This is a genomic window from uncultured Methanobrevibacter sp., from assembly GCF_937906425.1.
Classification (GTDB): domain Archaea; phylum Methanobacteriota; class Methanobacteria; order Methanobacteriales; family Methanobacteriaceae; genus Methanobrevibacter.
The window spans coordinates 1-26,160 of the sequence record NZ_CALCYR010000173.1 but is presented as its reverse complement, the minus strand read 5'-3'; the positions used below and the strand labels follow the sequence as shown (position 1 = coordinate 26,160).

Here is a 26,160-nt window from a genome sequence, read left to right as displayed (position 1 = left end):
AAAAATAGTTAAAAATAGTTAAAAATAGTTAAAAATAGTTAAAAATAGTTAAAAATAGTTAAAAACAGTAAAAAAATAATTAATTAGTTAAATTTAGTTAAAATTAGCTAAAAAGAGTAATGATTAATAATTTTAAAAATTTAAAAATAAATGATTTTTTTTAATAAAATTGGTTTAAATGTATTTTAAGAATTAAAATACAAATAACCATAACAATACAAAGATTATAGCTACAATGAATATTAAAGGTGCAGCTATTTTACTTACAGATACAATTGAACTGATTGTTGAAATAAGTTCAGTTGAATTGTTAGGACCGAATGTCTTAAGGTTCTCAATTCTTTCCATTCCTGTTCCTGCGCTAACAGGCTCCAGGTCATTGATTGCCTCTTCAATTGAAATTCTAATGTATTCAATGATCTTTTCCTTTTCAACTGTTCCAACCGGATTGTAACCGTTTGATAAGGTATTAACTGTATGTGTGTCAGTTGTCATGACTTCAATCTCATCAATGTCCATGTCACTTACAGCATTGAATATGGTTTCCCTATATCCAAGTTCCATATTGTTTGAGTCAAAGAGTATATAAGCTGTTCTTTGATTGTTTACTTCAATCACCATTGTCTTAAGGCCGCTTTCACCAATTCCATGGTGCTTGTCCAAATCCCCTAAATCGGTATGGTAGCAACCAATCTTGATGCTGTGCTCAAGGTCCAATGCTTCAATAATTTTTATTGTGTCCAAGAGTTGGAAAAGTTCAGGATTTCCTGGAAGAACCCCTCCCTTTTCGGCATTGAATGAATTGTGGCAATCTACAAGGATAGGGTTATCAATATCCAGTTCCTTCTGGCTTTCAATCATTGTTGTAAGTCCGACTGCAAATTCAATGTCGTCACTTCCTGAAGGGGCAAATGTTGAAAGCATGATTGAACCATTCTTAAAGAATTGAATGCCTATATTTGCCTTTTTATGGGAATATCTAATGAATTCACTTGCCTTGTCACTGTATTCCATATTATCCAATGCCTTTCTGACAGCATTTTCAATCTTTATGATTTCATCACTTGAAACAGGGTTGAAGTCATGGGTTGATGGTCCATGTGCAACCATTGTAAAGTTATCGAAACTGTTTGCAAGGATTGTAGGCATGTTTGAACCTCCGATTTCTCCAAGAGGTCCTGGGTGAACACAAGGGCTGATGAATAATGCTTTAATACTTCCATCAGGACGTTTAAAGCTTACAACACCTACCAATGTATCAATACTTTCTCCCACATTTTCAAATAGCATTTCAATTGACTTTGAACCTTCATTCATGTGTGAAATAAAGAAACTCAATATTTCCAATGCTCCAAATCCAAGGTTCTTTCTCATTGGAGATTCCACTATTTGGATAAATGAATAGATGAATAGCACAAAGACTATGCTTGCAATGATTACCTTAAGGAATGTTCCGAGGATTCCAAGTTCAAATGCGGCTTCCACATTGCTTAGGAATGTGCTTATGATAAGCATTCCAGTCATGAGCAATGGCTGTATGATTGAAATTATCATTGCATTTATGAATCGTATTCTGGTTGTACTCCACAATACGAGAATGTTGAATGCAAATACCAGCACAGCGCCGAAGAGGATTGAGTTTACGAAAAAGTCCTGGTGGAAGAAATGGCCGCTTAAGGTTCCAATAAAACTGAAAATTCCTGCAATGGTCATTGAAACAAGTGCCAGGAACATTGAATGTTTTGCCTTCAGGTTTATTCCCTTCAGGGTATAAACCCATTTTTGATCTGTTGAACCGCAAATCAGGGCAGGTATTCCAAATACGCAAAAACCAAATGCTCCGCCATAGAGGAAATTCTCCAATCCGCTGCCTATTATTACCGGCTTTACGAAAAATAAGGCAGAACCTATAATGAAACTCATTACTATAATTATTAGTATTGAAGTTTTAGCCTTAGGAAGAGTTCTGATATATTTTGAAAGTCCTGCCACACTACTCATACTGGACATATTTTACCTCGAAATCTTAAATTTTATAATTCTGAAACAATTATTAACATTTAATAAATAATTTTTGATTTAAATTAATTTTTTTAATTTAAGAAATTTTTAAGAATTTATTTTTAAATTTAAATTAATTTTTTTAATTTAAGATAATTTTTAAAAAATAATTTCTTAAACCTATTTTCCCAATATAACTATTATATATTAAGAATTATAAAGATTATTATTGAAAAACCGAATAATTCCATAAATAATTTTTATTTGATTTTTAATCAATTAAATTCAAAATAGGAATTTTTTTGATAATTTTTTTAAATTTACAAAATATATTATATTTGTTTAGATAAATAAGTATATTGATTAATTTATAAACCAATTTAATTTTAAATTTATAAGCTAATTTATTTAAAATTTATAAGCCAATTTATTTAAAATTTTAACCAATAATATTTTTTGAATAATTAAATATTAAGATTTAAATGGTTTTAATTCTTAGTTTATGATATTTTTTGAAAACTTATTATTAAGATTAGATTGGTTTTAATTCTTAATTTATGATATTTTAGGAATGTTTTAAGTGTTAGCAATGAGAAGGTGAATTTATGATTGATTTAAACACTCCAATTACTGATGAGGATATAAATAATTTAAAGGCTGGAGATGTTATTACAATTTCCGGTCAGATATTGACTGCACGTGATCAGGCTCATAAAAGGATTTTGGAGCAAGGAGCTCCATGCGATATTGAAGGAGCGGTTCTATTCCATGCAGGCCCCATCATTCAGGAAGAGGAAATCGATGGCGATACAAAATATAATATTGTAGCAGTTGGTCCAACCACTTCAATGAGAATGAATCCATATGAGGCAGATGTTTTGGACATGGGTGCAAAGATAATTATCGGTAAGGGCGGAATGGATGACACTGTCCGTGAAGCATTAAAGAGAAACAATGCGCTTTATGTTGTTGCAACTGGAGGTTGTGCAGCCTTATATGTTGATAAGATTAATGAAATCAAGGGAGTAAATTGGTTGGATTTAGGAATGCCTGAAGCTATTTGGGATTTGGATGTAACTGAATTTGGTCCTTTGATTGTAGCTATGGACAATCATGGAAATAGTCTTTATGATTAAATAAAATAATTTTTATTAGGATTTAATTCATATTTATAATAAAAAAATTTTTATAAAAGTTTTATCAGTATTAAATAAATAAATAGATTTTTAATTGGATTTTATTCAGTTTTAAATAAAATAATTTTTATTAAAATTTTATTCAGTTTTAAATAAAATAATTTTTAAAAAAAGAGTTAATTCAGTTTTAAATTAAATAAGTTCTTTTTAGAGATGAAATTAATGAAATCGAAAATTTTAGTTTTTGTCATTTTAATCGGTCTTTTACTTATTCCAGTGAGTTTTGCGGCTGAAAATAATTTACAGGCTGATATAAGTGATGAAACTTCTGTAGATAGTCTTGATTTAGAAGATATTAGTGAAAATGATGGATATTTGAGCTCTGTCATTGAAGAGTCTAATTATTTAAGTGATGGGTCTTTAGGGTCTAATTCTAGTTTAATCGAAGATATTGAATCCAGTTCTAAATTGATTTCTGATTCACAATCCAATTCAAACATTGATTCAAACACAATATCTTCCAGTTCTGTCCCAGACTCAAATTTCAATTACAATCCTCAGTTTTCCTCTGATGGAACTCGTCTGCCTGATTTGAATTCCACATTTGTCATTCCCACATTTGATTTAAATGATTCAAACACATTATACGTTAATGGATCTTTTACAGGAACAAATGAGAGCGGTACCAAGGCAAATCCTTTCAAGACCCTTGACAATGCATTTTATTATCTAAATGAAACTGTTAAAAACATTTATATTGCCAAGGGAAGCTATGTCACATCCTCAAATAATTACATTGACCAGAATCTTTCAATCATTGGAGAGGATTCATCAAATACAATCCTTGTCTCAAATGGAACTTCAAGCCTATTTACAATGTATTCAAGCAATTGCATAAATTTCATAAACTTAAGCTTTACACGTAATAGGACCTCATCATATCCGATTATTCGCATTAGCGGAGAGTCCTATATCAATATCATAAATTCCAATTTCAGAAATATACTTACATCCAATAAGCATTCCAAGGTGACTGGCGGAGCTATTTCAATAAATAATGCTCATTTGAATGTCTATAATTCAAGCTTTATCAACAATACTGCCTATGTTGATTTGGAAACTACGGAAACAGGTTATGGTGGAGCAATTTATGCTGAAAGCAGCATAATAAGAATAATCGATTCAAAATTCATTAACAATTCCGTCAGTTCAAATTCCAATCGTCATGAGGTCTTTGGAGGGGCAATTTCATTGGATCTTGGTGATATGAGCATATTCAATTCCCAATTCACTGGAAATTATCTTAATGGAACCTATGGAACTGGGGGCGCAATATTTACAAAAGGGGCATATTTAAGCATTTTCAATTCCAGCCTTAAAGGAAACATGATTAAATCTTCCTACTCCCTTGGCGGAGCAATTTCCATATGGGCAAGCCGCAATGTCTATGTTGTCAATTCCACAATTGCCGATAACAGCATTAGCGGAACCTATACCTATGGTTCAGCAATCTCAAATAAGGGAACATTGCTTGGAATCATCAATTCCACAATCTCAAACAATTATGCAGGTGGAATCGCCTCTAAAAATTCCACAGTCTATAACATGAATGGAATTTATTCAATCAATAATTCAAAGTTCATTAACAATTCAATCAAGACTGAAAAGGATGATGTATTGCTTGCAATTGAGGATCAGTTGATTGTATCTGACACATTAAACTATTCAAGCATTCTAAATGAGCTGAATTTATCAGCTATTCCAAGCTCCTATGATTTAAGGGCATTGAATCTTACTACTGCCGTTAAGAATCAGGGCAGTTCAGGTGCCTGTTGGGCATTTGCAATCTATTCCGCTTTGGAATCCTATCTATTGAAGTTTGAAAATGGAAGTTATAGCCTATCGGAAAACAATATGAAAAACATGATGGGTCCTGACAGTGAAAATGGTACTGAATGGGGTGATGGAGGAAACTATTACATGGCTCTTGCATATCTTTTAAGGGGAGACGGCCCTGTAAATGAAAGTGATGACCCATTTTCCTCTGCAACAGAATCTCCAATCACCGGCCTTGAAAAGGTTTTGGATGTTACCGATGTTCTTCTCATGCCTTTGCGCAGAGGATATCTGGACAATAATCAAATTAAATTGGCTATCTTAAAGTATGGTGCAGTGTATACCTCATTGTATTCCGGAGTCTTAAGGCAAAACATGAATGCTTATTCAGTCATTCCGATTTTGGCAAATCATGCATTGGCAATTGTTGGCTGGGATGACAATTTCTCAAGGGAGAATTTTCCAAACAGCCCTCCTGGAGACGGCGCATTTATTCTGAAAAACAGTTGGGGTCCTTATTCAGGATATTCCGGATATTACTATATCTCATACTATGACGCTTCATTTGCAGCTTCAACTGAAACGGTTTCTGCACTTGCAATAGAGTCAGTTGAAAACTCAAGCTATTATGGTACAATCTATCAGCATGACCTTTATGGTAACACTTATGAGTCCCTCGGATACAGTTGCAGTACAGCATGGTTTGCAAATCAGTTCACTGCAGAAAACAATAATCCTTTAAAGGCCTTTGGATTATACACCTTTGGAGATTCCACATATGCGGTAAACATTACTGTAAACAACAAATCTGTCTACACTTCAAGCGGAAGCATAAAGGGTGCAGGCTATCATACAATTGAATTGAGCAAGCTTATAAGTGTAAAAAGGGGGGACAGCTTCAGGATAATTGTTAAGCTGACCACTCCAAGTTCGACTTTTCCAATAGCTATTGGAACAAACTATAGCGGTTATTCATCATTGGCGCGCAGCAATTTCAATCAGTCCTTTGTAAGTCCTGACGGGGTCAATTGGTATGATCTCTACAATTATTCCTACAATAGGGTCATGAAGTTTTATGAGGACTCCTATCCTTATAGGTTGAATAATGCAAGCGTCTGTCTTAAGGTTTATACAGAGTATATGGATGAGCTTGAATTGAATCTTAGTTCAAATGTATCCTCATTCAAGAATAATGACACTATAAAGCTTAATGTTACAGTTACAAACAGGGCAAATGCTGCAAGGGATGTATTTGTTTGCTTAAAATTGGACAATGGTCTTAGCGTTGAAAAATCAAGCATGGATCTTCCAAGCAATTCAACAAATTCAAGCTTTAAGGATAATGTTTGGTATATTGATAAGTTGAATGGGGGAGATTCAGCAGTTCTTGAATTGTTTATTCTTCTTCAAAAGACCAATGCTACAATCATCCAGGTTTCAGCAAACAGTTCCACTGTCAGCCTTAATGAGAATGTTTCAGCTTCCCTTAAGTTATACAATAGGATGTATACAAGGATTATTTATCAGAACATGACTACACAGTCTGTTTTCCTTGCAACAGAGGGAAGGGTTGGAGAATACTTCAATGTCACGCTTCAGGACATTAATGGAAAGCCATTGGCAAAGAAGCTTATTCAAATAGGTTTCAATGGCCATATCTATAATTTGACAAGTGATGAAAATGGAAGTGTACGTCTTCAGATTAACCTTAAGGAAATTGGAAATCATACCTTTGCAATCTGTTTCTTAAGTGATGAGGATTATTATGCAAGCTTTGCAGTGGCTAGGATAAGTGTTATTCCAAAAGTGATGAGTTTGACTGTTCCAAACAAGTCATATAAGGCAAGTGCCAAGACAAAGACCTTAACTGCAACATTGAAGGACAATCATGGAAATCTTGTTAAGGGTAAAAAGATCTCCTTTGTTTTAAATGGAAAGACTTATGTTGGAACTACCAATTCAAAGGGAATTGCTACAGTCAAGGTTAGTTTGTCTTCTAAAAAGACTTATAGCTTTACAGTTAAGTTTGCTGGCAACACTTATTATGGGGCTGTTACTAAAACAGCTAAATTGCTTATAAAATAGTTTTTGGAGAGTTTTTCTCTTTATTTTTTTATTTTTAATTCTTATTTTTTATTTTTATTAGTTCTTTTCTATTTTTATTAGTTCTTTTCTATTTTTAATTCTTAATTTTATTCTTTTTAAATTTTAAGCATTTTATTCCCTTTTTTTCAAAATGATATTATCATGTTATTATCATATTTTTTGCCTATTTTTTTGATTTTTTCATTAATTTTTCTCGTTTTAAAAAAACATATTTTCGAATGTTAATATCATTTCCTTATCAAGTTTTTTTCTCTTTTTAGATTCATCATATTCATTTAATTAATCCTACGCTTTCTTGTTTTTTAAAAATAATCCTAATTTTATTTTATTTTGTCTTAGAAAATTTTTAATATTATTATTTTTTTAAATAACATTATATTTGATGCTGATTTAGTTTATTATTATTTACTGGGTTAAGTTTGATAGGTAAAAGTATCTCAATCGATTTATTTAGTAAATTATTTATATTGTATAAAGCAAAAAAATATATTGTTATGTATTATATTAACCTTCGAATTATTTTTATTTAATGAAAATAATTTGAAGATAATACTAATGTTGTTGAATAGTATTTGGGAGTTTTAGTTAAAATAATTTTTAGGGGATTTAACTTGATTTCATTTATTTTAGCTATTGAAATTAATTTTTAATCCGTGTTTTGGTTTTTAATTGATTTTTAGCTATTGGATTAATTGTTAATCTTAGTTTTGGTTTTTAATTGATTTTCAGCTATTGAAATTAATTTAAATCTGTATTTTGTATTTAAAATTTGTTAAAATTCTTTAAATTAATTGAATAATTTTAGGATTTTTATAAAATGAGATCTTATTGGTGAAAAATATTTTTTTATTTTAACTTTTTTTTCATTTCGTAAGGGATATCTTAAAAAATTGGATAAATTTTTATTAAAAGTGTAATTATTTAGGTATCGTTTTAAAAATTGATTATATCTTTTGCTTTTTTCCTCGTTTAAACTTTCTTTTATTGGTTTTAGTTTTGATTGACAATCGAATTATAATTCTTTTACTATTATGCGATAGTAGACTTATTATATACATTAGGCGAGCATTTATAAAATATGATAATTTAATTTTGTTTTTTAATCAAAACAATTCCTGGAATGATTAAAGTTTTTATTGGACTTAAGAGTTTTGATTTGAATTTAAAAGTTAATTTTAAAATTAAAATTTTTCAAGTTTTTAAAGTATTTAAAACAAAAATTTCAAGTTTTTAAAGTATTTAAAACAAAATTCTTTAAGTTTTTAAAGTATTTAAAACAAAAATTTCAAGTTTAAAGCATTTCAAATAAAATTTTAAAAGATTTTCAAAAATAATTAATTTAAAGAGTTCTAAGATTATTTAATTAATTTTTAGGATTTAATAAGTTTTATTTCAATCTTATTTTAAATAAAAGTACTCAATATTGATTAAAAAGGCGATATTATGAAGAATTCAAAAATTTTACTTTTATTAAGTGTTTTATTAATGCTTATTTTGCTAATTCCTTCTTCATTTGCTAGTGATTTAGACAATCAAACTGATATTGTCGGAGATTTGGATCTTTCCAATTCTGATTTAATCGGTGTTGATATTGAGAATTCTGATTCTAATCAATTCAGTTCTGATTCTAATCAATTCAGTTCTAATTCTAATCAATTCAGTTCTGATTCTAATCAATTCAGTTCTAATTCTAATCAAGTCAGTTCTGATTCAATCCAATCAGATGATGCTGATTCAATCCAATCAGATAATTTAATCACCTCTGATTTGATTCAATCAAAGGATTCTAAATCATTAGGCAGCGGAGTTAATGTTGATGAAGGAATCAGTGTAGATTACGACAATCTCACCATGATAACTCCAAAAAGTGCTTATATCAATGGGACTGTATACTGTATAGGCAATTATCTGGGAAAACCTTTCCCTGGTGCCCTTAACCTGACCTATTCATATATTGGAGATGATGATGCCGTTCACAGTGCAAATTTCCTCCTTGGAAGCAACGGAATATTCAGTCTGGACATTACATTCTTCCCAAACCTCAGTCCAAGGGATGCACCTTATGTATTTACCATATCATGTACTGATGAAAGGTTCCTTAGGTTGTGGGATAATGAGCTAATGCCTGATCCTGTTGATGTATATGTTTATGTGGAGCAGGGCTCTGCTCTTCCAGTTGAAAACAACACCATCTATGTTTCTCCTAATGGAAGTGACTTGGATGGGAGCGGACATCCTGACTATCCTTTATACACAGTGCAAAGGGCTTTGGAATTGGTCGCTCAAATGAAACAGAATTGTACCATTGTCCTTACTGAAGGAGTTCACACAGTTGATTATGTGGCTAACAATGACTATAAATATGATTTAAACATTGTAGGATTGCCTGGTGCAATACTTGACTTTGCAGGAGCTTCCTACGGTTTTGAATTTGGCGGCACAGTTTCTCTTTCCAACTTAACATTCATAAATGCAAAAGGTCCAAGAACAGCTTATTATGCACCTATTAAAATGTCATCAACTTCCGGCAAAATCCTTTCTGTTGAAAATTGTGACTTTATCAACTGTTCAGGTAATTATGCAGGTGCAATTTCAACCTATTACGGCGGAACTGCATTGTTGAAGGTCAACAATTCCAATTTCATAAATTGTAAGGGAACAACTGGAGGAGCAATTTCAGTAAGTTATGCAAAAAATGCTGTAATTGAGCATTCAAGTTTCATCAACTGTTCCTCAAGCTATGGCGCAATTGGAGTTCACACAACTACCGGAGGCCTTGATGCAACAAGAATCAACTACTGCATATTCAGCGGCAATTCAGGAACTAATGTAAGTGACGTCTATACCAAAAAGGCTGAAAACCTTGAATATAACTTCTGGGGAACTAATGAAAAGCCTGACAGCTCAAGAGTCAGTGAAAATTCCACAATAACTAATTATGTAATTCTTGACATTGGGGCTGACACAAATAGGGTAATCATTAACAGGAACTATCTCTTCAGCTTTGACTTGACAAAGTACACTGATGGAAATGAGATCTACAGTCTCGATACAAGTTTGCCTGAAATTGAAATCAGCCTTAGCTCAGACATTGGATCCTTTGATTCAAATCCGGTCGCTACAGTAAATGGATTGGCAAGTTCCAATTATATTGCTGCAAATACAGGAAGGGAAACAATCAATGTTTACACTCCTGGGCTGACTGAAACAATTAGCTTTGACATTTTAGGTGACGATTCCAGCGTAATCTATGTTGCTACAAATGGTAATGACTATACAGGTAGCGGAACTGAAGCTTCACCTTATCAAACCATTGCAAAGGCATTGGAATCTGTCACAAGCACTAAAAATACAATTTATGTTAAAAAGGGAACCTATAATGAAAAGGATCTCTTGATTGAAGATACAGTCACCATTATCGGTGAGGACTTGGAGCAAACAATCATTGACGGTCAAAACAACGGCCGCATATTTGTCATTTCAGCATACAATGCAAATATTGAATTGAAGACAATCACATTGGCAAATGGAAATCCAAACTATGAAGATGATTTTGATGATTATGATCTCTTTAAAAAGGGACAAGGGGGAGCAATTTACCTGGATGCAGGTTTCCTTAAGCTAAACCAAACCCGCATTCTAAATTCCACTTCACTTGCCGGAGGTGCAATCTTTGCTGACTGCGGTGCTGCAGGAAGCTTGACAATTATTGATTCAGTCTTTGATAACAACAGTCTTGATGAGGATTATAACTATTATGACTGGTACTTTGACATTCTTGGCGGAGCTGCAATCTACTCTGATTTCACATCAATGACAATCACAAATTCCAATTTTACAAACAATCATGCCAACGCCTATGATGGATATAATGAAGGCGGAGCAATCTATGTTGGAGATTCACTAAGCTTAAGCGGATGCATATTTGAGGCAAACAGTGCAGAAAAGGGTGGAGCAATTTATATTGATGCAAATAACCGTTCTGATGTAAACATTGCAAACAGTCAGTTCATTGCAAATACCGCTTCAGAAGAGGGTGCTGCAATCTATTCCGGATTATCCGCATCAACAAGCATCAATTCAAACGTATTTGATTTGAATGTGGCTTCAGGAGATGGTGGAGCAATCTATGCATATGGATTAAATGTAAAGGATTATATCAGAAACAATAATTTCACAAACAACAGGGCTCAAAATGGTGCTGCAATTTATGGAAGATATGCTGCATTGACACTTTCAAACAATATTATGGAAAACAATACAGCTAATGCAATCTATACAAATAACGCTTTCATGAATGCCAACATTACTTTCCTTGACAATAAGACCGTAATGGTAAATCATGACAGTCAAACTGAACTTTACGCTCTTTTAACAGATGATATGGGAAATCCTATTGCAAATGGAGTAGTTAAGTTTACTCTTGATGATAGAGTCATATCAAGCGGAACTACAGATGATGAGGGTTTTGTCAAGATAAGCTATAACACTAATGAAACTTTGGCCAGTTATCTTGTTTCAGGTAGCTTTGCAGGTTCAAACAGCTCCTATCCTTTAAGCATTAAAACAGCTGTGCTGGAGGTTACCCAATTCTACTGGTTTATCGGTGAGAATGGTTACTTTACATTACAGGATGCTGTTGATGCTTCAGAGGAAGGAGATGTTCTTACAGCCATTCCAGGCGCATACTCCTATGAGGAAGTTGCAATCGGTAGCAGAATGGACCATATTTATAAAAACCTTACAATCAGGGCAGAAAATCTTGGAGATCTTGTCTTGGCAGGTTTAAACGGCAGATTGTTTAACATTGCTTATCAGTTCTATGGAGATTACAATCACAGGCCTTCCCAATTGACCCTTGAAAATGTGATTATTGAAAATTCCACTGATGAATATGGTGGAGCAATCTATAATGACGGTTACTTCATAGCAAACAACTGCATATTCAGATACAACAGTGAAACAAATTATGATACCGGTTCAAAATGGCACGGCGGTGCTATCATGAACTGGAGAGACATGAAAATCAATAACTGTACCTTTGAAAGCAATTACGGTATTTCAGGCGCTGCAATCAATACTGAATCCTTGACCGGAACTGTCATAATCACAAATACCATCTTCAGGGACAACACAGTATCTGATGTTGGAGGCGCAATTTATGCTGCAGGTTACAGTTCAAACTATCTGATTATGGAAAACTGCAGCTTCATCAACAATATTGCAGCAGGAGATGAAATGGGTTCAGGAGGAGCTCTTTTCACTGTTGTAAACACTACATTGATCAATTGTGAATTTATTAATAACACTGCAGAGATATCAGGCGGAGCAATATACTCTGGAGATTACTTAACCTGTGATAATATAAGCATTGAAGGCAGCAGTGCAGGATGGGGAGGAGCATGTTTCCTTGTACCTTCCTACAGTACAACAACTTCATCAACTACTGATGGTGAAACAGTCGTTGAAAATATTGAAACCTATATCCTCAACAATTCCGAATTTAAAAACAATTATGCTGAATTCCAAGGGGGTACAATCTATGCAGGTTATTACAGGATCTCTACTGGATTTTTAGAAAACTGCAGCATAATCAACAGTAGTTCCGGAGAATGGGGAGGAGCCATTTCAAACGGTTTAAGCAATTGTACAATTACAAATGTCAAATTCTACAATATATCCTCAGCTCTCGGTGGCGCAATATACAATTTCGGTGAAGAGGTATTTGACGGCTATTCCTATGTGGATTACATTGGAAGGCTCTTTGTCACTGGCTGTGAATTTGAAAACATCAGTTCCACAACAAATGGTGGAGCAATATCCAATGACGATGAGTACACATATATGGAATTGGAAAACTCAAGCTTTAAAAACATTGCTGCAGGAGCAATCGGCGGAGTAATATTCAATAACGGTATTTTAAACCTTAAAAACAATGTGATGGATAATGCAAGTGCAGAAACTGCCAGCTACATCTACAACAACTATTCCACATCAAGGGTTTACCTTAAATTCCTCAATGCAGAGACTGTCTATTACTCATTAGGAGAGAATTCAACTTACACACTCTTTGTAAATGTCACAGATGACATGGGCAATCCAATAAGCGGAGGATATGTAGGGTTCTATGTTGACGGAAGCCTTAACTCCTCAAGCTGTGAGGTTTTAGAGGGAATTGCAATTTATGACTATATTGTTCCTGATATTGGCGAATATAAAATCGGCGGTGTATACACAGGTTCAAGCGAAGGCATGTTCATTGAAGAGAAAGGTACTTTAATTGCAACCAAGCTCAACACAACCCAATTTGCGGTGGAAAATGATCCAAAATTGGCTGGAGACAGTTTAATCATTAAGTTGATTGACAATAATGAGAATCCAATGGCCAATGCAATGGTTGAAATCGAATTTATTGAAAATGGAAAATCCTCATTCATTAATCAAAGCACTGATGATGAGGGTCAAATTGCATTTGAGAACTTAGCTGTTGGAAATTACACAATCAAGGCAAGCTATTTAGGTGAAGGAAGCTATTTAGGAACAAACTTCACATATGACTTTGCAATCGGCAAATTCTCTACAGACATTCTCTTTGATTTGACAAATAACCAATTGAGGATTGTTTTAATGGACATTTCAAACAATTTGCCTATAGCATCCGCTCCATTGCAGATTTCACTTATTGACGGAAAGGGCCAAACCACTTATATTAATCAGTCAACAAATGGTGAAGGTGTCCTAAGCCTTTCATTAAGCAAGGGCAATTACCTTCTCAAGGCCGAATATATGGGAGACGATTCATATCTTCCAAGTGAAAACTCTACAGACTTTGACATAAGACCTGTTTCAGTTGCATTAAGTCTTGAAAACACTGTAGTTTACATTGACGATTCATTCACTCTTGAAATCGGTCTTGTTGATGTAAATGGCCAAGGTCTGAATGCAAATGTCTTAATGAGCTTTAATGGTCAAGACAAAAACATAAGCCTTGTAAATGGTAAGGCTTCAGTCAAGATGGATCCTATATTGTATGTTGGAGAATATCCGATTACATTGTTCTATCTAGGTGACGATACCTATGATGTTGCAATCCTTTCAGACAATATTACAGTCCTTGTTCACGGGGATGACAACGATACCAACCAGAGTGATGAAAATGAGACAGGTCCTGGAGAAAGCAATGTTACCCATACAGGAAATGATGCATTGGATATTCAAACTGCAATAGATAAGGCAAATCCTGGTGACATCATTAATTTAGGTGACTATGACTACACAGATGTTTCAAACATCAATATTACCAAAAACATTACAATTGCGGCTGATGGAGCAAGCATTGCAAGTGCAAATGATGGAAATCCAATATTCAATATACTTCCAGTCTCTGCAGGTGTTGAAAATGTCACAATCGATGGCATTGACTTTATTTTAGGAGAAAATGATGTCCTTGTATCTGCAATTGCTGAAAATGGCAGCGGCTTAATGATTGAAGTTCCTGAAATAAACATTCTAAACAATGCCCTCAGCACTGCCGATGGTGTTTCAGCCGAATCAATCACTGTCTTGAAACTTGAAAGTGAAAGGGGAGTCCTCTCTCCAACAAATGTGATAAACGTTAGCAAAAACACTTTGGAAAGCGGCATGAATCCATTCCTCTTTGATGTAACAAGCGCTACAAGCGGATCTGACGCCTATGTTCCTATAGGCGGAAACTTTCCTGAAAAACTTGCAAGTGAAATCCTTTGTGCAAACATGACTACAAATGCAATCAACACTGTTCTTGACGGCAGAAATGGGGAATACTTCAATTTCCAATTGGTGGACTCCAATGGAAAGGCATTGGCAAACAAGCCAATAGTTGTAGGTTTCAACGGTCATGTCTACTCTTACACAACAGATGAAAAGGGCAGTGCAAAAACACAAATCAACCTTGGCGTAAAGGGAGGATACACATTTGCAATAAGCTTCTTGGGAGATGAAAGCTATAATGCAAGCTTTGCTGTAGCTAAAATCACAGTAAACCCAGAGCCTGTACAACTTACAACAGCCAAGAAGACCTACAAGGCAAGTGCAAAAACAAAAACACTAACCGCTACATTCAAGACTTCAAGAGGAACTGCAATAAGCGGCAAGAAGATTTCTTTCACTGTAAATGGAAAAACCTACACAGCAAGTACAAACGCTAAAGGTGTTGCTACAGTTAAGGTAAGCATTTCCAAGAAAGGAACCTATTCTTTCACAGCCAAATTCGCAGGAGACGAAAGGTATAAGGCAGTTAGTGTTAAAAGCACTTTAAAGTTAAGTTAAGTGTTAAATTAAATTAAGTTAAATTAGCTTAAATTTAGTTAGATTAGTTTAAATTTAGTTAAATTAGCTTAAATTTAGTTAGATTAGTTTAAATTTAAGTTAGATTAGTTTAAATTTACTTAGTTTAGCTTAAATTAAGTTGAATTAATCAAATTAAATTCAAGGGTTTTAATAATCCTTGAATTTTATTTTTTTCTTTAATTTTTATTTAATTTATTAAATTTAAATTTATAAATTTTTTAGATTTATTAAATTTTTTAAATCTTTTAAATTTTTTAAATTAATTAAGATTGTTTTAAAATTCAAATAATGATTATAAATTCTAAAAATTAATATTTTTTTTTACAATTGGGGATTAAATGAAATTTAAAAAGCTTTTTATTGTTTCAATATTATTGATTGCATTAATATCAATTTCTGCCTCCTTTGCTAGTGATGTAAGTGCAGATTCTATTGTTGATGACGATTCAGCTAATATTGAAATTAATGAAAATATTCAAAATGATTATGATGCTAAAATTGTATCTCTTTTTAGAACAAATGATACAGATTTAAGGGATTTTGATTCTGATTCAAGTTCTAATTTTAATTCAGATTCTAATATTAATTCTAATTTAGAAACTGATTCTAATTCAGATTCTGATTCAGAAACTGATTCAGACTCCAATTTAAATTCACCAATCCAATATTCATCTGATTCAAGTTCTAATTCAAAACTGTCTTCAGATAAGATTATCACTCCGGATTTAAATACAAGTTTTACAGATCTTGGAATTAACTTTACAGATTCAAATACAATATTTGTAAACGCCTCATATACAGGTTCAACTGAATCAGGAACTATGGCAAATCCATACAAGACTGTAAACACTGCATTTTCCAAGCTGATCAATGGATACAGCTCTAGCAAAAGAAACCTGTTTATTGCAGACGGTTTGTATGAGCTTTCAAATTATCTCAGCATAACCAGGAGTGTAAACATCATTGGTGAAAGTGCATTGAATACAATTTTAAGCATTAAGACTTCAAATGAACTTCTCTATGTCAAGTCAAATGACTTATATGTAAACATATTCAATCTTACCTTGTCTAAAGGAAGTTCAGATAGTGGTGGAGCTTTATATTCAAACAGAAGTTATGTAAATCTTGTAAACACTATATTTAAGGAAAACTCTGCAGTTGAAACCGCCTCCTACTATTCAACATATTACGCTTATGGGGGAGCTGTATTTAACGATGGAGGGGACATGAGGATTTACAACTGTTCCTTCATCAACAATAAGGCTACTGGTGATGAGGATTCCTATGGCGGAGCAATCTACAACTATATGGGAAGCTTAAGTGTCTACAATTCAGAATTCATAAACAATACAATTGATGCGACTTTCGGTTCAGGGGCTGCAATCTATGGCTATTCAGGATTTTTAAACGTTATAAACTCATCATTCATAAACAATACAATCAAGTCCAACTATTCAATGGGTGGAGCAATTGCCATTTGGCAAGGTCATAACACTTATGTAATCAATTCCACAATTGAAGGAAATGTCCTTAATGGGGATTATAGCTTTGGTTTGGCCATTGCACACCAAGGGGCATTGCTTGATGTGGAAAACAACACAATCAAAAACAACAGTGCGTTAGGCATTTCACTTGATGAGGAAAGCATTTATAACATGAATGGAAATTTCATCGCATCTGGAAATCTGGAGGAAAATAATTTCTACAAGTCCATTGATGCAGGTGAGCTTCTCTTATGTCTTGAGGACCAGATGACTATCACTAAAATCAATGACGGTTCAATTGAATTGCCTTCCTCCTATGATTTAAGGGATGAGGGATTGGTCAGTCCTGTATCTGACCAAGGTTCAACAGGTTCCTGCTGGGCATTTGCAACCCTTGCCGCTCTTGAATCCTATCTTATGAAAACCGAGGGTGTGAGCTATGACTTCTCTGAACAAAATGTAAGGAATGTAATGGGTTATTATGGTACAAACGGTACAGACTGGGATGATGGCGGAAACCACATCATGTCACTTGCATACCTTTTACGTTGGAGCGGTCCTATCAATGAGACAGATGATCCATTCAACAGCTATAGCTCAAGGTCCAGTTATACTCTCGATCGTGTAAAGCATGTTCAGGACGTTGTCTATGTTCCAATGCGTTTAGGATACCTTGACAATGATGAGATTAAGTTTGCAATCATGAAATATGGTGCCCTATACACAACCATCTATTCAGACAGCTATTTCCAATATCATACAAGCTATTATTCAGATTGGCCTGAATACAGCAATCATGCAATCACTCTTGTAGGTTGGGATGACAATTATCCTGCAAGCAAGTTCGGCAGCGTAAGCCCTCCTGGAGATGGAGCTTTCATCATCAAGAACAGTTGGGGTACAAGCTATGGGGAAAGCGGTTACTGGTACATATCCTATTATGACAAGACCTTTGCAGGTTTGGGAATTGACACCATTTCCGCAATGGCTTTTACCAATGTGGAAAATGTGACAAACTACAAGGACATTTACCAATATGACATATTGGGAAACACTTTTGAGTCTGTAGGATACAATTCAAACACTGCATGGTTTGCAAACCAGTTTACAGCTACAAGTGACAATCCATTAAGCGCATTCGGTTTTTATTCCTTTGGAGATTCTACAGTTTACTCTGAAGTTCTTGTAAACGGTGAATTGAAACATAGCCAAAGCAATGAGGTAAAGGGTACAGGATATCACACAATTAAGCTTGATGAACTCATTGCCTTAAAACTTGGAGACATATTCAGAATCAACATAAAGATAACAAGTCCTGACTCTAAGTTCCCTGTTGCAATCGAGTCCCAACGCAGCGGATATTCAAGCAAGGCAAGTGCAAGCCTTGGACAGTCCTACATTAGTCCTGATGGTGAAACATGGTATGACATATCCAAAAACACTAATGTTATCAAGCTATATGAATATCTAATCGGAAACCATACCCTATACAAGACAAATGTCTGTCTTAAGGCATATACTGCATATGCTGGAAATCTTGTACTTAACATTACAAGCAACGCTTCATTGTTCTTTAAGGGAGATCTTATTGAAGTGACATACAACCTTACAAATGTAGGCGATTTCATTGAGGGAATCAATGTTTCCCTTTTCTTGGATGAAAGCATTTATCCTGATGATTTGATTCTTGTTTCAAAGGGTTCATTTGACATGTATGACAATGTCTGGACTTTGGACAGCCTTGATGCAGGAGAATCTGCAGTTTTAAAAATCAGCATCTACATGAGTGAAAAACTTGATGAGATTGAAAACTTTGCATTGGTTCAAAGTTCAGGATTCAATGTTGGAGATTCCAATTACCAATCCTTTAAGTTCTACTATTCCGGATTGACCAAGTTCCTTGATATTGGTCTGGTCTCCACATTGTCAAAATCAGGTGATGAAGTTTTAATTACCTTGCTTGATGCATTAAACAGGCCAATTGCTGATAAGGACATAAATATTCGCTTGGAAGGTGGAGAGATTTTATCACTCACTACAAATAAAAACGGTACCGTCAGCTTTGAATTGAATCTCGCTGAGGGAAATTATACATATCTTGTCTTATTTGAGGGAGATGAGGAGTTTGAAGCTTCAAGGGCTAGCTTTGATGTTGAGGTAAGAAGAAGGCTCACTCATTTTGTGGATGAATATGATGGATTGATTTCAATATTCTCAGTTTCAAATGAGGAAATTCAAATTGCCCTCTTGGACAATTTAAACAATCCAATTGCAGATAGCGCTGTTTCAATCCATTATAAGGATTTGGACAGGTATATTGATTTACAAACAGATTCAAATGGAATTGCCAGATTTAATCTTAATCTGACCCAAGGCGCTTATGATATTGAATTCATCTTCAGCGGTGATGAACTCTATGCCCCTTGCGATATTGAGGTGGATGTAAATGTAAGCAAGAGAAAGGCTCCTGTAATTCTTGTCGGTGATGATCTTCTTGGATTGACTGATGAGTTTACCGTTTGTCTTGTAAACCGTGACTTTATGGTCCTAAAGGACAAGCTATTGAGGATAAGCTTTAGGGATGCATATGGAAAGACTACAGTATACGATGTTAGAACTGATGAGAATGGTGTTGCAAGATTATCCAATTTAACTGTTGGAAACTATATCGTTTCAGGTGAATTGACTGATGATGATGAGTATTATGACAGCTATTTCAATCCTGTAATCCTTTCAATCACAGGTATTTCCACCAAGATTGAGGTGGCCAATATTGATAAGTATTATAATAACGGCACACGATTGTCTGCAAGGGTCAGCTATGAAAATGGCGAATCAATTGCAAATAAGCCTGTAAAGGTAATCGTTTACGGTGATAGACTTAAGGGAATCAGATTTGTCTATAATCTCATATCAGATGAAAATGGTTATGTAAGCTTGAGATTTGTTGACCTTAAGGAAGGGGAATACTTTGGAATGGTTGTCTTTGACCCTTATGAAAATATAGGAAGCTCATCAAAATCTTTTAATATAAGTATTCATAATCCTGTAATCAAATTGGAAACAGATTCTATCAAGGCCGGAGGCCTCTTAAGCTTTACAGCCTATGATTATGAAAACAATCCCCTTTCAAATGTAAGTCTTGTATCCATAATCAATGAAACAAGATACACTGGAATTACTGACGATTCAGGCAGGGCAAATATTCAGACTTCCCTTGAGGCCGGAGATTACGATATAAACACAAGCTTTGCTGATAAGAGCAAATTCGGTTTCTACTCTCAAATTGACAATATCAATGTTGAAAGTCTTGCTACAAGCATTGGAGCTGCAAATCTAATTAAGTATTATCTCAATTCATCCAAGCTTTCAATAAGTCTGAAGGATGAGTTGAATAATCCTTTGGCAAACAGGGATTTGAATGTCACTTTGGCAAACAAGATTTATACAGTGACAACAGATTCCAAGGGAATTGCAAGTATGGACATTACACTTGCTTCCGGAAACTATTCTGCAACAATCAGTTATGCAGGGGATGGATCTTATTTGGCTTCAAGCAAGAAAATTTCAGTGAAAGTGATTAAGCCTATAATTAAGGCAAATCAGACCAGCATAAGTAAAAACAGTAATTTTGCTGTAAGCTTTAAAACAAGTGACAATAAGGCCATTAAGAATACTAAGGTCACCCTTACAGTTGATGGAAAAACTTATACAAAAACAACTGACAGCAATGGTTTTGTTTACTTGAAGTTTAGCCAAGTAGGGAATTTTACTGTTGTTTGCAAATTTGCATCAAGCCTCCTGTATGGGGACAGTAGTTTAACTGCTAAAGTTAAGGTAAATTAATTTAATTAATTTAAGGGCCATTATTTATGAGGAATTTTATATATTTGTTCTTTTTAAATTAGTGACTCTTTAATTATTTTTTTAGTTTATTTTTTCTATTTTTTCTATTTTTTCTATTTTTTTAAGTTTTTATTTCACTTGTTTTTTTATTCTTTTTTTAAGTTCTAATTTTGATTGTTTTTTTATTCTTTTTTTTAAGTTCTAATTTAATTAATTTTTTTCCATTTTTTTTAAGTTCTAATTTTATTGTTTTTTTATTTGAAATTATTCCTATTTTATGCCTATTTTTTTTAAATATGAAAAAAGTATATATATTAACGATTTTAAATATCATAGTAGTTAATTAAATTAATATTTTATATTATAATAATGAATTATTAGAGTAATTTTTTTAATTTATATTAAAAATAAATAATTTAAATTCTTTTTATTATTAATTATATTGTTTTTAATTCTTAATTGGCATAATTTAAATTATTCTTAAGTTTTAATTTGATTAAATCATTATGGAAATTAAGGTGATAATATGGCAGATATTGGTGAAGCAGCTGAGAAAAAACTTAAATCAAGAATTAGAAAATTAAAAAAATGTAATAAGGATGAAGAGGAAAAGGAAAAATTCTTCAATCAATTAGGTCTTTCATTTACTATCAGTTTACCTACTAAAAATCCAGAAAAACAGGAAGACATGATTAATTTATACACTAATCCTGATGGAAATATTGTATTTGCAGAATTTGCTTATTCTGAAGGAGAAGAATTTGCTTCTGTAGACATTAGTGAAAAGGATTTAAAAGTTATTATTGAGTCATTCTCTGACTTCAAATTACAATTATTAGACTAGATTATTAATTTTTAGTCTAAATTATTAAAATTTTAAATCTAATAAATTAAAATTTAATTCAAAAAAATTAATTTTAAGTCTAAATTAATTAAATTTAGTCTAAATTAATTAATTTTTAGTCTAAATTATTTTTCATTTTTTTCTATTCAAATCAATTCTTTTTATTTTTTCAAAAATCTCATTGTTTTACTTTTTATTTTATTTTATTTTATTTTATTTTTTCATTGTTTTTATTGGAAATCTATTTATTTTTATTAATTCTATTTTTAAGGTTTTATCATGATTGTAAATAACTCATTGGATGAAGTTAAAAAAAGGGAGTCTGCTCTTAAAATCATTAAGGAAATTATTAATACTAAAGGTAGAAACTCCTTATATGATGTAACAGGACTTTCAGGTGCTTTTATTGCAAGTGATTCTGAATTGAATCTTCTTGAAACCTATGTTGGTCCCGCTATCTTTGAGGATGAACTTCAGATTGTAGGAAATGAACATCTTGGCGGTGAAAAGGTTCTTGCAGTAAACAGAACAAGTTCAGGTATTCTTGCAAGTGTTCTTGCTCTTGTAAAAGAGGGGGATCATGTAAGTCATTTTTTAGCCGAATTTCCAGCTCATCCATCTATTCCAAGGTCCTGCAGTCTAGTTGGAGCTAGTTATGATGAGTTTACAGATATTGAAAAGTTCAATATTCCTGAAAACACTTCCCTTGTTGTTGTAACAGGTTCCACAATGGATCATAAGGTCATTGATGAGGGCCTCTTTAGGAAAATAATAGAAATGGCTCATGATAAGGGAATTCCTGTTTTAGTGGATGACGCTTCCGGTGCAAGGCTCAGGACTGCTGTTTTCAATCAGAAAAGGGCTTGTGACTTGGGAGCTGATTTGGTTGTTACAAGCACTGATAAGCTAATGTCAGGTCCTCGCGGTGGACTTATGGCAGGTAGGGAAGACCTTATTGATGAGGTGAAGATAAAGGCGACTCAATTTGGTCTTGAAGCTCAGGCTCCTTTGATTTTGGCCATGGTTAATGGTATAAAAAATTACAGTGAGGAAAATCTGATCAAGGCATTTGCCAAAAAGGATGAGTTTTATGGCTTGCTTTCAATGGACTATGATATGTTTGAAAAGACTCCTACAGGGGTTATGGTTAATGAGGAGTCTTTAGCTGAGCAGTTGGATGGATTGGGAATTGAAAGTGAACTTTCTATCAAGGACTTCTGTTTCCTTTGGGGAATGATTTTATTGAAGGAATTTGGCATAATTACAATTCCTGCAGTTGGAATGCCTGGTGCATCTGCAACAATTCGTTTTGACTTGTCCACCAAGGACATAATTGATATGGATTTAAATGAATTGTATGAAAAGGTGGTAAAATCCTTTGAAATGCTTTTAGAAACTTCCAAAGACATTGAAAAATCTAAAAGCCTAATATTTTATTAAAAAAACCAACAAATTTAATAGTTTTAATACTTTTTAATTATTTTTCTATTTTTTTTAATCTTTTTTTAATTATTTTTCTTATTTTTATTAATTATTAATCATTTTTAATAATTTTTAATAATTTTTAATTTTTTTAATATTTCTCTAATTTTTTAGTTTAAAATTTCAGTAAAAAGAGTTGTTTTTAATTTTAAACTATTTTAATAAATTTTTGAGTAAAATGAGTGGTTTTTAATTTTAAACTATTTCAATAAATATTATGTAAAAAGAGGTAATAAAATGAAAAATTAATTTCATTTTATTAATGTTTTGATTTTAATTCAATTGCCAATAATCATTTTAATTAAGGCAATTGTTCTTTTTTTCTTAAATGGTTCTTAATTCTCCAGAGATAATCTTTTCTAAGGTTCCGTCTTGTTTTTCAATAATCAAGCTTCCTTCGTTATTTATTCCAACAACGTAACCTTGGGTAATTTTTCCACCTGTTTGGGTAATGTTTACATATTTTCCAATAGTGTCAGACAATTGTCTCCATTCATTAAGAATTGTTTCAATTTCTCCAGCCTTATAAAGGTCGTAAACTTCTTCAAATTCATTCAAGAATATGCTGATAAGTTCATTTTCATCAGTTTTGCTTGGCAATTCCTCAGTTAAGGTGGTTGTACCTATTCTTATGTCTTCGGAAAAGTCCTCCAATTTGATGTTGCTGTCAATACCAATGCCTACAACGACATATTCTATTTGATTGAAGGTAGCATTTACTTCAGTCAATACTCCTGAAATCTTGTTTCCCTTAATCAATACATCATTAGGCCATTTGATTTTAGCATCAACATCCAATGATCTTATTGCCTTTGCTATTGCAACGCCGGTTGCAAGAGTGATTAAACCTATTCTTGCTGGAGGGACATCAGGTCTTAAGATAAGTGACATCCATACTCCGCCTTCAGGCGCTTCCCATTTCTTGCCTGATCTGCCTCTTGCATTGGTTTGAATTTCTGAAATTAAAGCTGTTCCTTCTTTAGCTCCAAGATTTGCCAAGAATTTAGCAATTGAATTGGTTGAAAAAACTTTTCTAAAACAAAGAATTTCATTACCTAAATATTTGGTTTCAAGGCCTTCTGAAATTTTTTCCTTGGTAATATGTTCGGTTTTTCCAAAACCCAAATCCTTGATTAATTCTTCAATGTGTTCGTCATTGATAGAATCTATTTTTTCACCATCTTCTTCTGAAATTATATCATGACTAACTAAAAGCTTTATCATTTCTTTTTTCATTATAATCCCTTGTGTTATAATTTTAATAATTTAGTAAAGTTTTTTAACTTTATAAAAGTTTTTTAACTTTATAAATGTTTTTTTACTTTATAAATGTTTTTTAACTTTATAAATGTTTTTTTTACTTTATAAATGTTTTTTAACTTTTTTTAATTTTATTAAAGTTTTTTACTTAATAAAATAAAATAAAATATTTTGCTTATTAAATTGAATTTAATAAGCTAATTTAATAATATGTTTTATTTATTTTCTATTTTTTTAATTGTTGAGCTTTAGCGCTATTGAAGTAAGTTCCAACAGTAGCTGAAATAGCAGCTACCTTTTTGCCCGGCATGAATGTGGATTTCATACGGTTTTCTCTTTCAAGGTCTTCTTCAATAACCTTTTCCATTTCAGCATCAATTCCTTTCTTGTGTTCGTCCACAAAGTGTGTGTGCAAGTCTCCTTTTAGGAAGGATTCATTTTTAAGAATTGCCTTATGGAATGGAATTGTGGTTTTTACACCTAAAATAATGTATTCGCTTAAAGCCCTTTTCATTCTATTGATTGCATCGGTTCTTGTACGTCCGCTGGTTACCAATTTGGAAATCATTGAATCGTAGAATGTAGGAATTGTATAGTTCATATATACTCCACTGTCTAAACGTACACCTGGTCCTCCAGGGGATCTGTAACCTGTGATTTTACCAGGGTTTGGTGCAAAGTCTGCAAGAGGGTTTTCTGCATTGATACGACATTCTATTGCATGTCCGCTAACCTTAATGTCTTCTTGAGCATATTCCAATTCTTCACCACATGCAATTTTAATCTGTTCCTTGATTAAATCAGTATTTGTAACGATTTCAGTAATTGGATGTTCTACCTGAATACGTGTATTCATTTCAAGGAAGTAGTATTCTCCATGATCATATAAGAATTCAATTGTTCCTGCACTTGTGTATCCGATGTATTCTGCAGCCTTTACAGCACTTTCTCCCATTCTTTCCCTTAATTCTTCAGTCATGATTGGGGATGGTGCCTCTTCAAGCAACTTTTGATGTCTTCTTTGGATGGAACATTCCCTGTCTCCTACATGGATTGTATTTCCATATTCGTCTGCCAATACCTGAAACTCAATATGTCTTGGTTTTTCAAGGTATTTTTCAATGAATACTGTAGAGTCTCCAAAGTTGGTTGCAGCAACTGATTGTGTGGATTCGATTGCACGTACCAATTCGTCCTCTTCATAAACGGCACGCATACCGATTCCTCCACCACCTGCGGAAGCCTTTACAATAACGGGATAACCGATATTTTCAGCAATCTTGATTGCTTCATCAATGTCTGTCACTCCTTTTTCGGTTCCTTCAATTACAGGTACTCCAGCCTTTTTCATCAATCTTTTGGAGGTGATCTTATCTCCCATCTGATTGATGGACTCTCCACTAGGTCCTATTAGTTTGATTCCATTTTTTTCACATTGAATGCCAAGTTCCGGATTTTCAGCCAAAAATCCATATCCTGGGTGAATGGCGTCTGCTCCAGTTTGAATTGCAGCATCTATGATTTTGTCAATGTTTAAATAAGACTCTCTAGGTGAAGGATTTCCAAGGGGAACACTTTCATCTGCATAATTAGTATAAAGAGAAGTTTTATCAGCGTCTGAATAGACTGCTACACTTTTCATGTCTAATTCACGACAAGCACGCATGATACGTATAGCGATTTCTCCTCTATTTGCAATAAGCACTTTATCAAACATATTATACCTCTTTTTATAATTTTTATTTTAAAATTTCTAATAAATTGAATTGGTAGTTTATTATTTGATTTATTAAGAATTCTTATTTTTTTAATAATTGATTATTTATTATTTGATTTA

9 protein-coding genes are annotated in these 26,160 nt (G+C 33.2%); 6 read left to right on the top strand and 3 right to left on the bottom strand.

The window, feature by feature from the left end; translation table 11 throughout:
• Window positions 1–192: 192 nt before the first annotated feature.
• Window positions 193–2,010: a DUF2070 family protein gene (locus tag Q0138_RS04875; protein ID WP_297981645.1), complete on the bottom strand. Its 1,818-nt coding sequence runs from the start codon at window positions 2,008–2,010 to the stop codon at window positions 193–195.
• Window positions 2,011–2,606: 596 nt separating this feature from the next.
• Here Q0138_RS04875 and Q0138_RS04870 point away from each other — a divergent pair.
• The 6 genes from Q0138_RS04870 to Q0138_RS04845 all read left to right on the top strand — a co-directional run bounded on the left by Q0138_RS04870 (window position 2,607) and on the right by Q0138_RS04845 (window position 23,021).
• Complete coding sequence (locus tag Q0138_RS04870) at window positions 2,607–3,137, top strand: FumA C-terminus/TtdB family hydratase beta subunit (RefSeq protein ID WP_297981643.1); 531 nt, start codon at window positions 2,607–2,609, stop codon at window positions 3,135–3,137.
• A gap of 222 nt (window positions 3,138–3,359) precedes the next feature.
• A complete protein-coding gene (locus Q0138_RS04865) occupies window positions 3,360–7,058 on the top strand; it encodes a lectin like domain-containing protein (protein WP_297981641.1) in 3,699 nt (1,232 codons plus the stop codon).
• A gap of 1,464 nt (window positions 7,059–8,522) precedes the next feature.
• A complete protein-coding gene (locus Q0138_RS04860; protein ID WP_297981639.1) occupies window positions 8,523–15,386 on the top strand; it encodes an Ig-like domain-containing protein in 6,864 nt (2,287 codons plus the stop codon).
• 359 nt (window positions 15,387–15,745) lie between these two features.
• Window positions 15,746–20,737, top strand: coding sequence for a lectin like domain-containing protein (locus Q0138_RS04855; RefSeq protein WP_297981638.1), 4,992 nt, complete (start codon window positions 15,746–15,748; stop codon window positions 20,735–20,737).
• Between the two features lie 526 nt (window positions 20,738–21,263).
• Window positions 21,264–21,581 (top strand): hypothetical protein, encoded by a 318-nt coding sequence (locus Q0138_RS04850; RefSeq protein ID WP_297981636.1) that lies wholly within the window; start codon window positions 21,264–21,266, stop codon window positions 21,579–21,581.
• A gap of 279 nt (window positions 21,582–21,860) precedes the next feature.
• Entirely contained in the window at window positions 21,861–23,021 is a 1,161-nt protein-coding gene (locus tag Q0138_RS04845; RefSeq protein WP_297981634.1) for a TIGR03576 family pyridoxal phosphate-dependent enzyme, read from the top strand.
• Between the two features lie 366 nt (window positions 23,022–23,387).
• Here the strand turns inward: Q0138_RS04845 and Q0138_RS04840 are convergent, their stop codons facing one another.
• Both Q0138_RS04840 and Q0138_RS04835 read right to left on the bottom strand, forming a co-directional pair.
• Window positions 23,388–24,299 (bottom strand): biotin--[acetyl-CoA-carboxylase] ligase, encoded by a 912-nt coding sequence (locus Q0138_RS04840; protein ID WP_297981631.1) that lies wholly within the window; start codon window positions 24,297–24,299, stop codon window positions 23,388–23,390.
• A gap of 250 nt (window positions 24,300–24,549) precedes the next feature.
• Window positions 24,550–26,040 (bottom strand): acetyl-CoA carboxylase biotin carboxylase subunit, encoded by a 1,491-nt coding sequence (locus tag Q0138_RS04835; RefSeq protein ID WP_297981630.1) that lies wholly within the window; start codon window positions 26,038–26,040, stop codon window positions 24,550–24,552.
• Window positions 26,041–26,160 lie beyond the last annotated feature (120 nt).

What these genes read in the sequence shown, in the direction of transcription:
- Q0138_RS04840 (WP_297981631.1), bottom strand. Translation starts at nt 24,299, where the DNA reads ATGAAAAAAGAAATGATAAAGCTTTTAGTTAGTCATGATATAATTTCA.
- Q0138_RS04865 (WP_297981641.1), top strand. Translation starts at nt 3,360, where the DNA reads ATGAAATCGAAAATTTTAGTTTTTGTCATTTTAATCGGTCTTTTACTT.
- Q0138_RS04845 (WP_297981634.1), top strand. Translation starts at nt 21,861, where the DNA reads ATGATTGTAAATAACTCATTGGATGAAGTTAAAAAAAGGGAGTCTGCT.
- Q0138_RS04855 (WP_297981638.1), top strand. Translation starts at nt 15,746, where the DNA reads ATGAAATTTAAAAAGCTTTTTATTGTTTCAATATTATTGATTGCATTA.
- Q0138_RS04870 (WP_297981643.1), top strand. Translation starts at nt 2,607, where the DNA reads ATGATTGATTTAAACACTCCAATTACTGATGAGGATATAAATAATTTA.
- Q0138_RS04850 (WP_297981636.1), top strand. Translation starts at nt 21,264, where the DNA reads ATGGCAGATATTGGTGAAGCAGCTGAGAAAAAACTTAAATCAAGAATT.
- Q0138_RS04875 (WP_297981645.1), bottom strand. Translation starts at nt 2,010, where the DNA reads ATGTCCAGTATGAGTAGTGTGGCAGGACTTTCAAAATATATCAGAACT.
- Q0138_RS04835 (WP_297981630.1), bottom strand. Translation starts at nt 26,040, where the DNA reads ATGTTTGATAAAGTGCTTATTGCAAATAGAGGAGAAATCGCTATACGT.
- Q0138_RS04860 (WP_297981639.1), top strand. Translation starts at nt 8,523, where the DNA reads ATGAAGAATTCAAAAATTTTACTTTTATTAAGTGTTTTATTAATGCTT.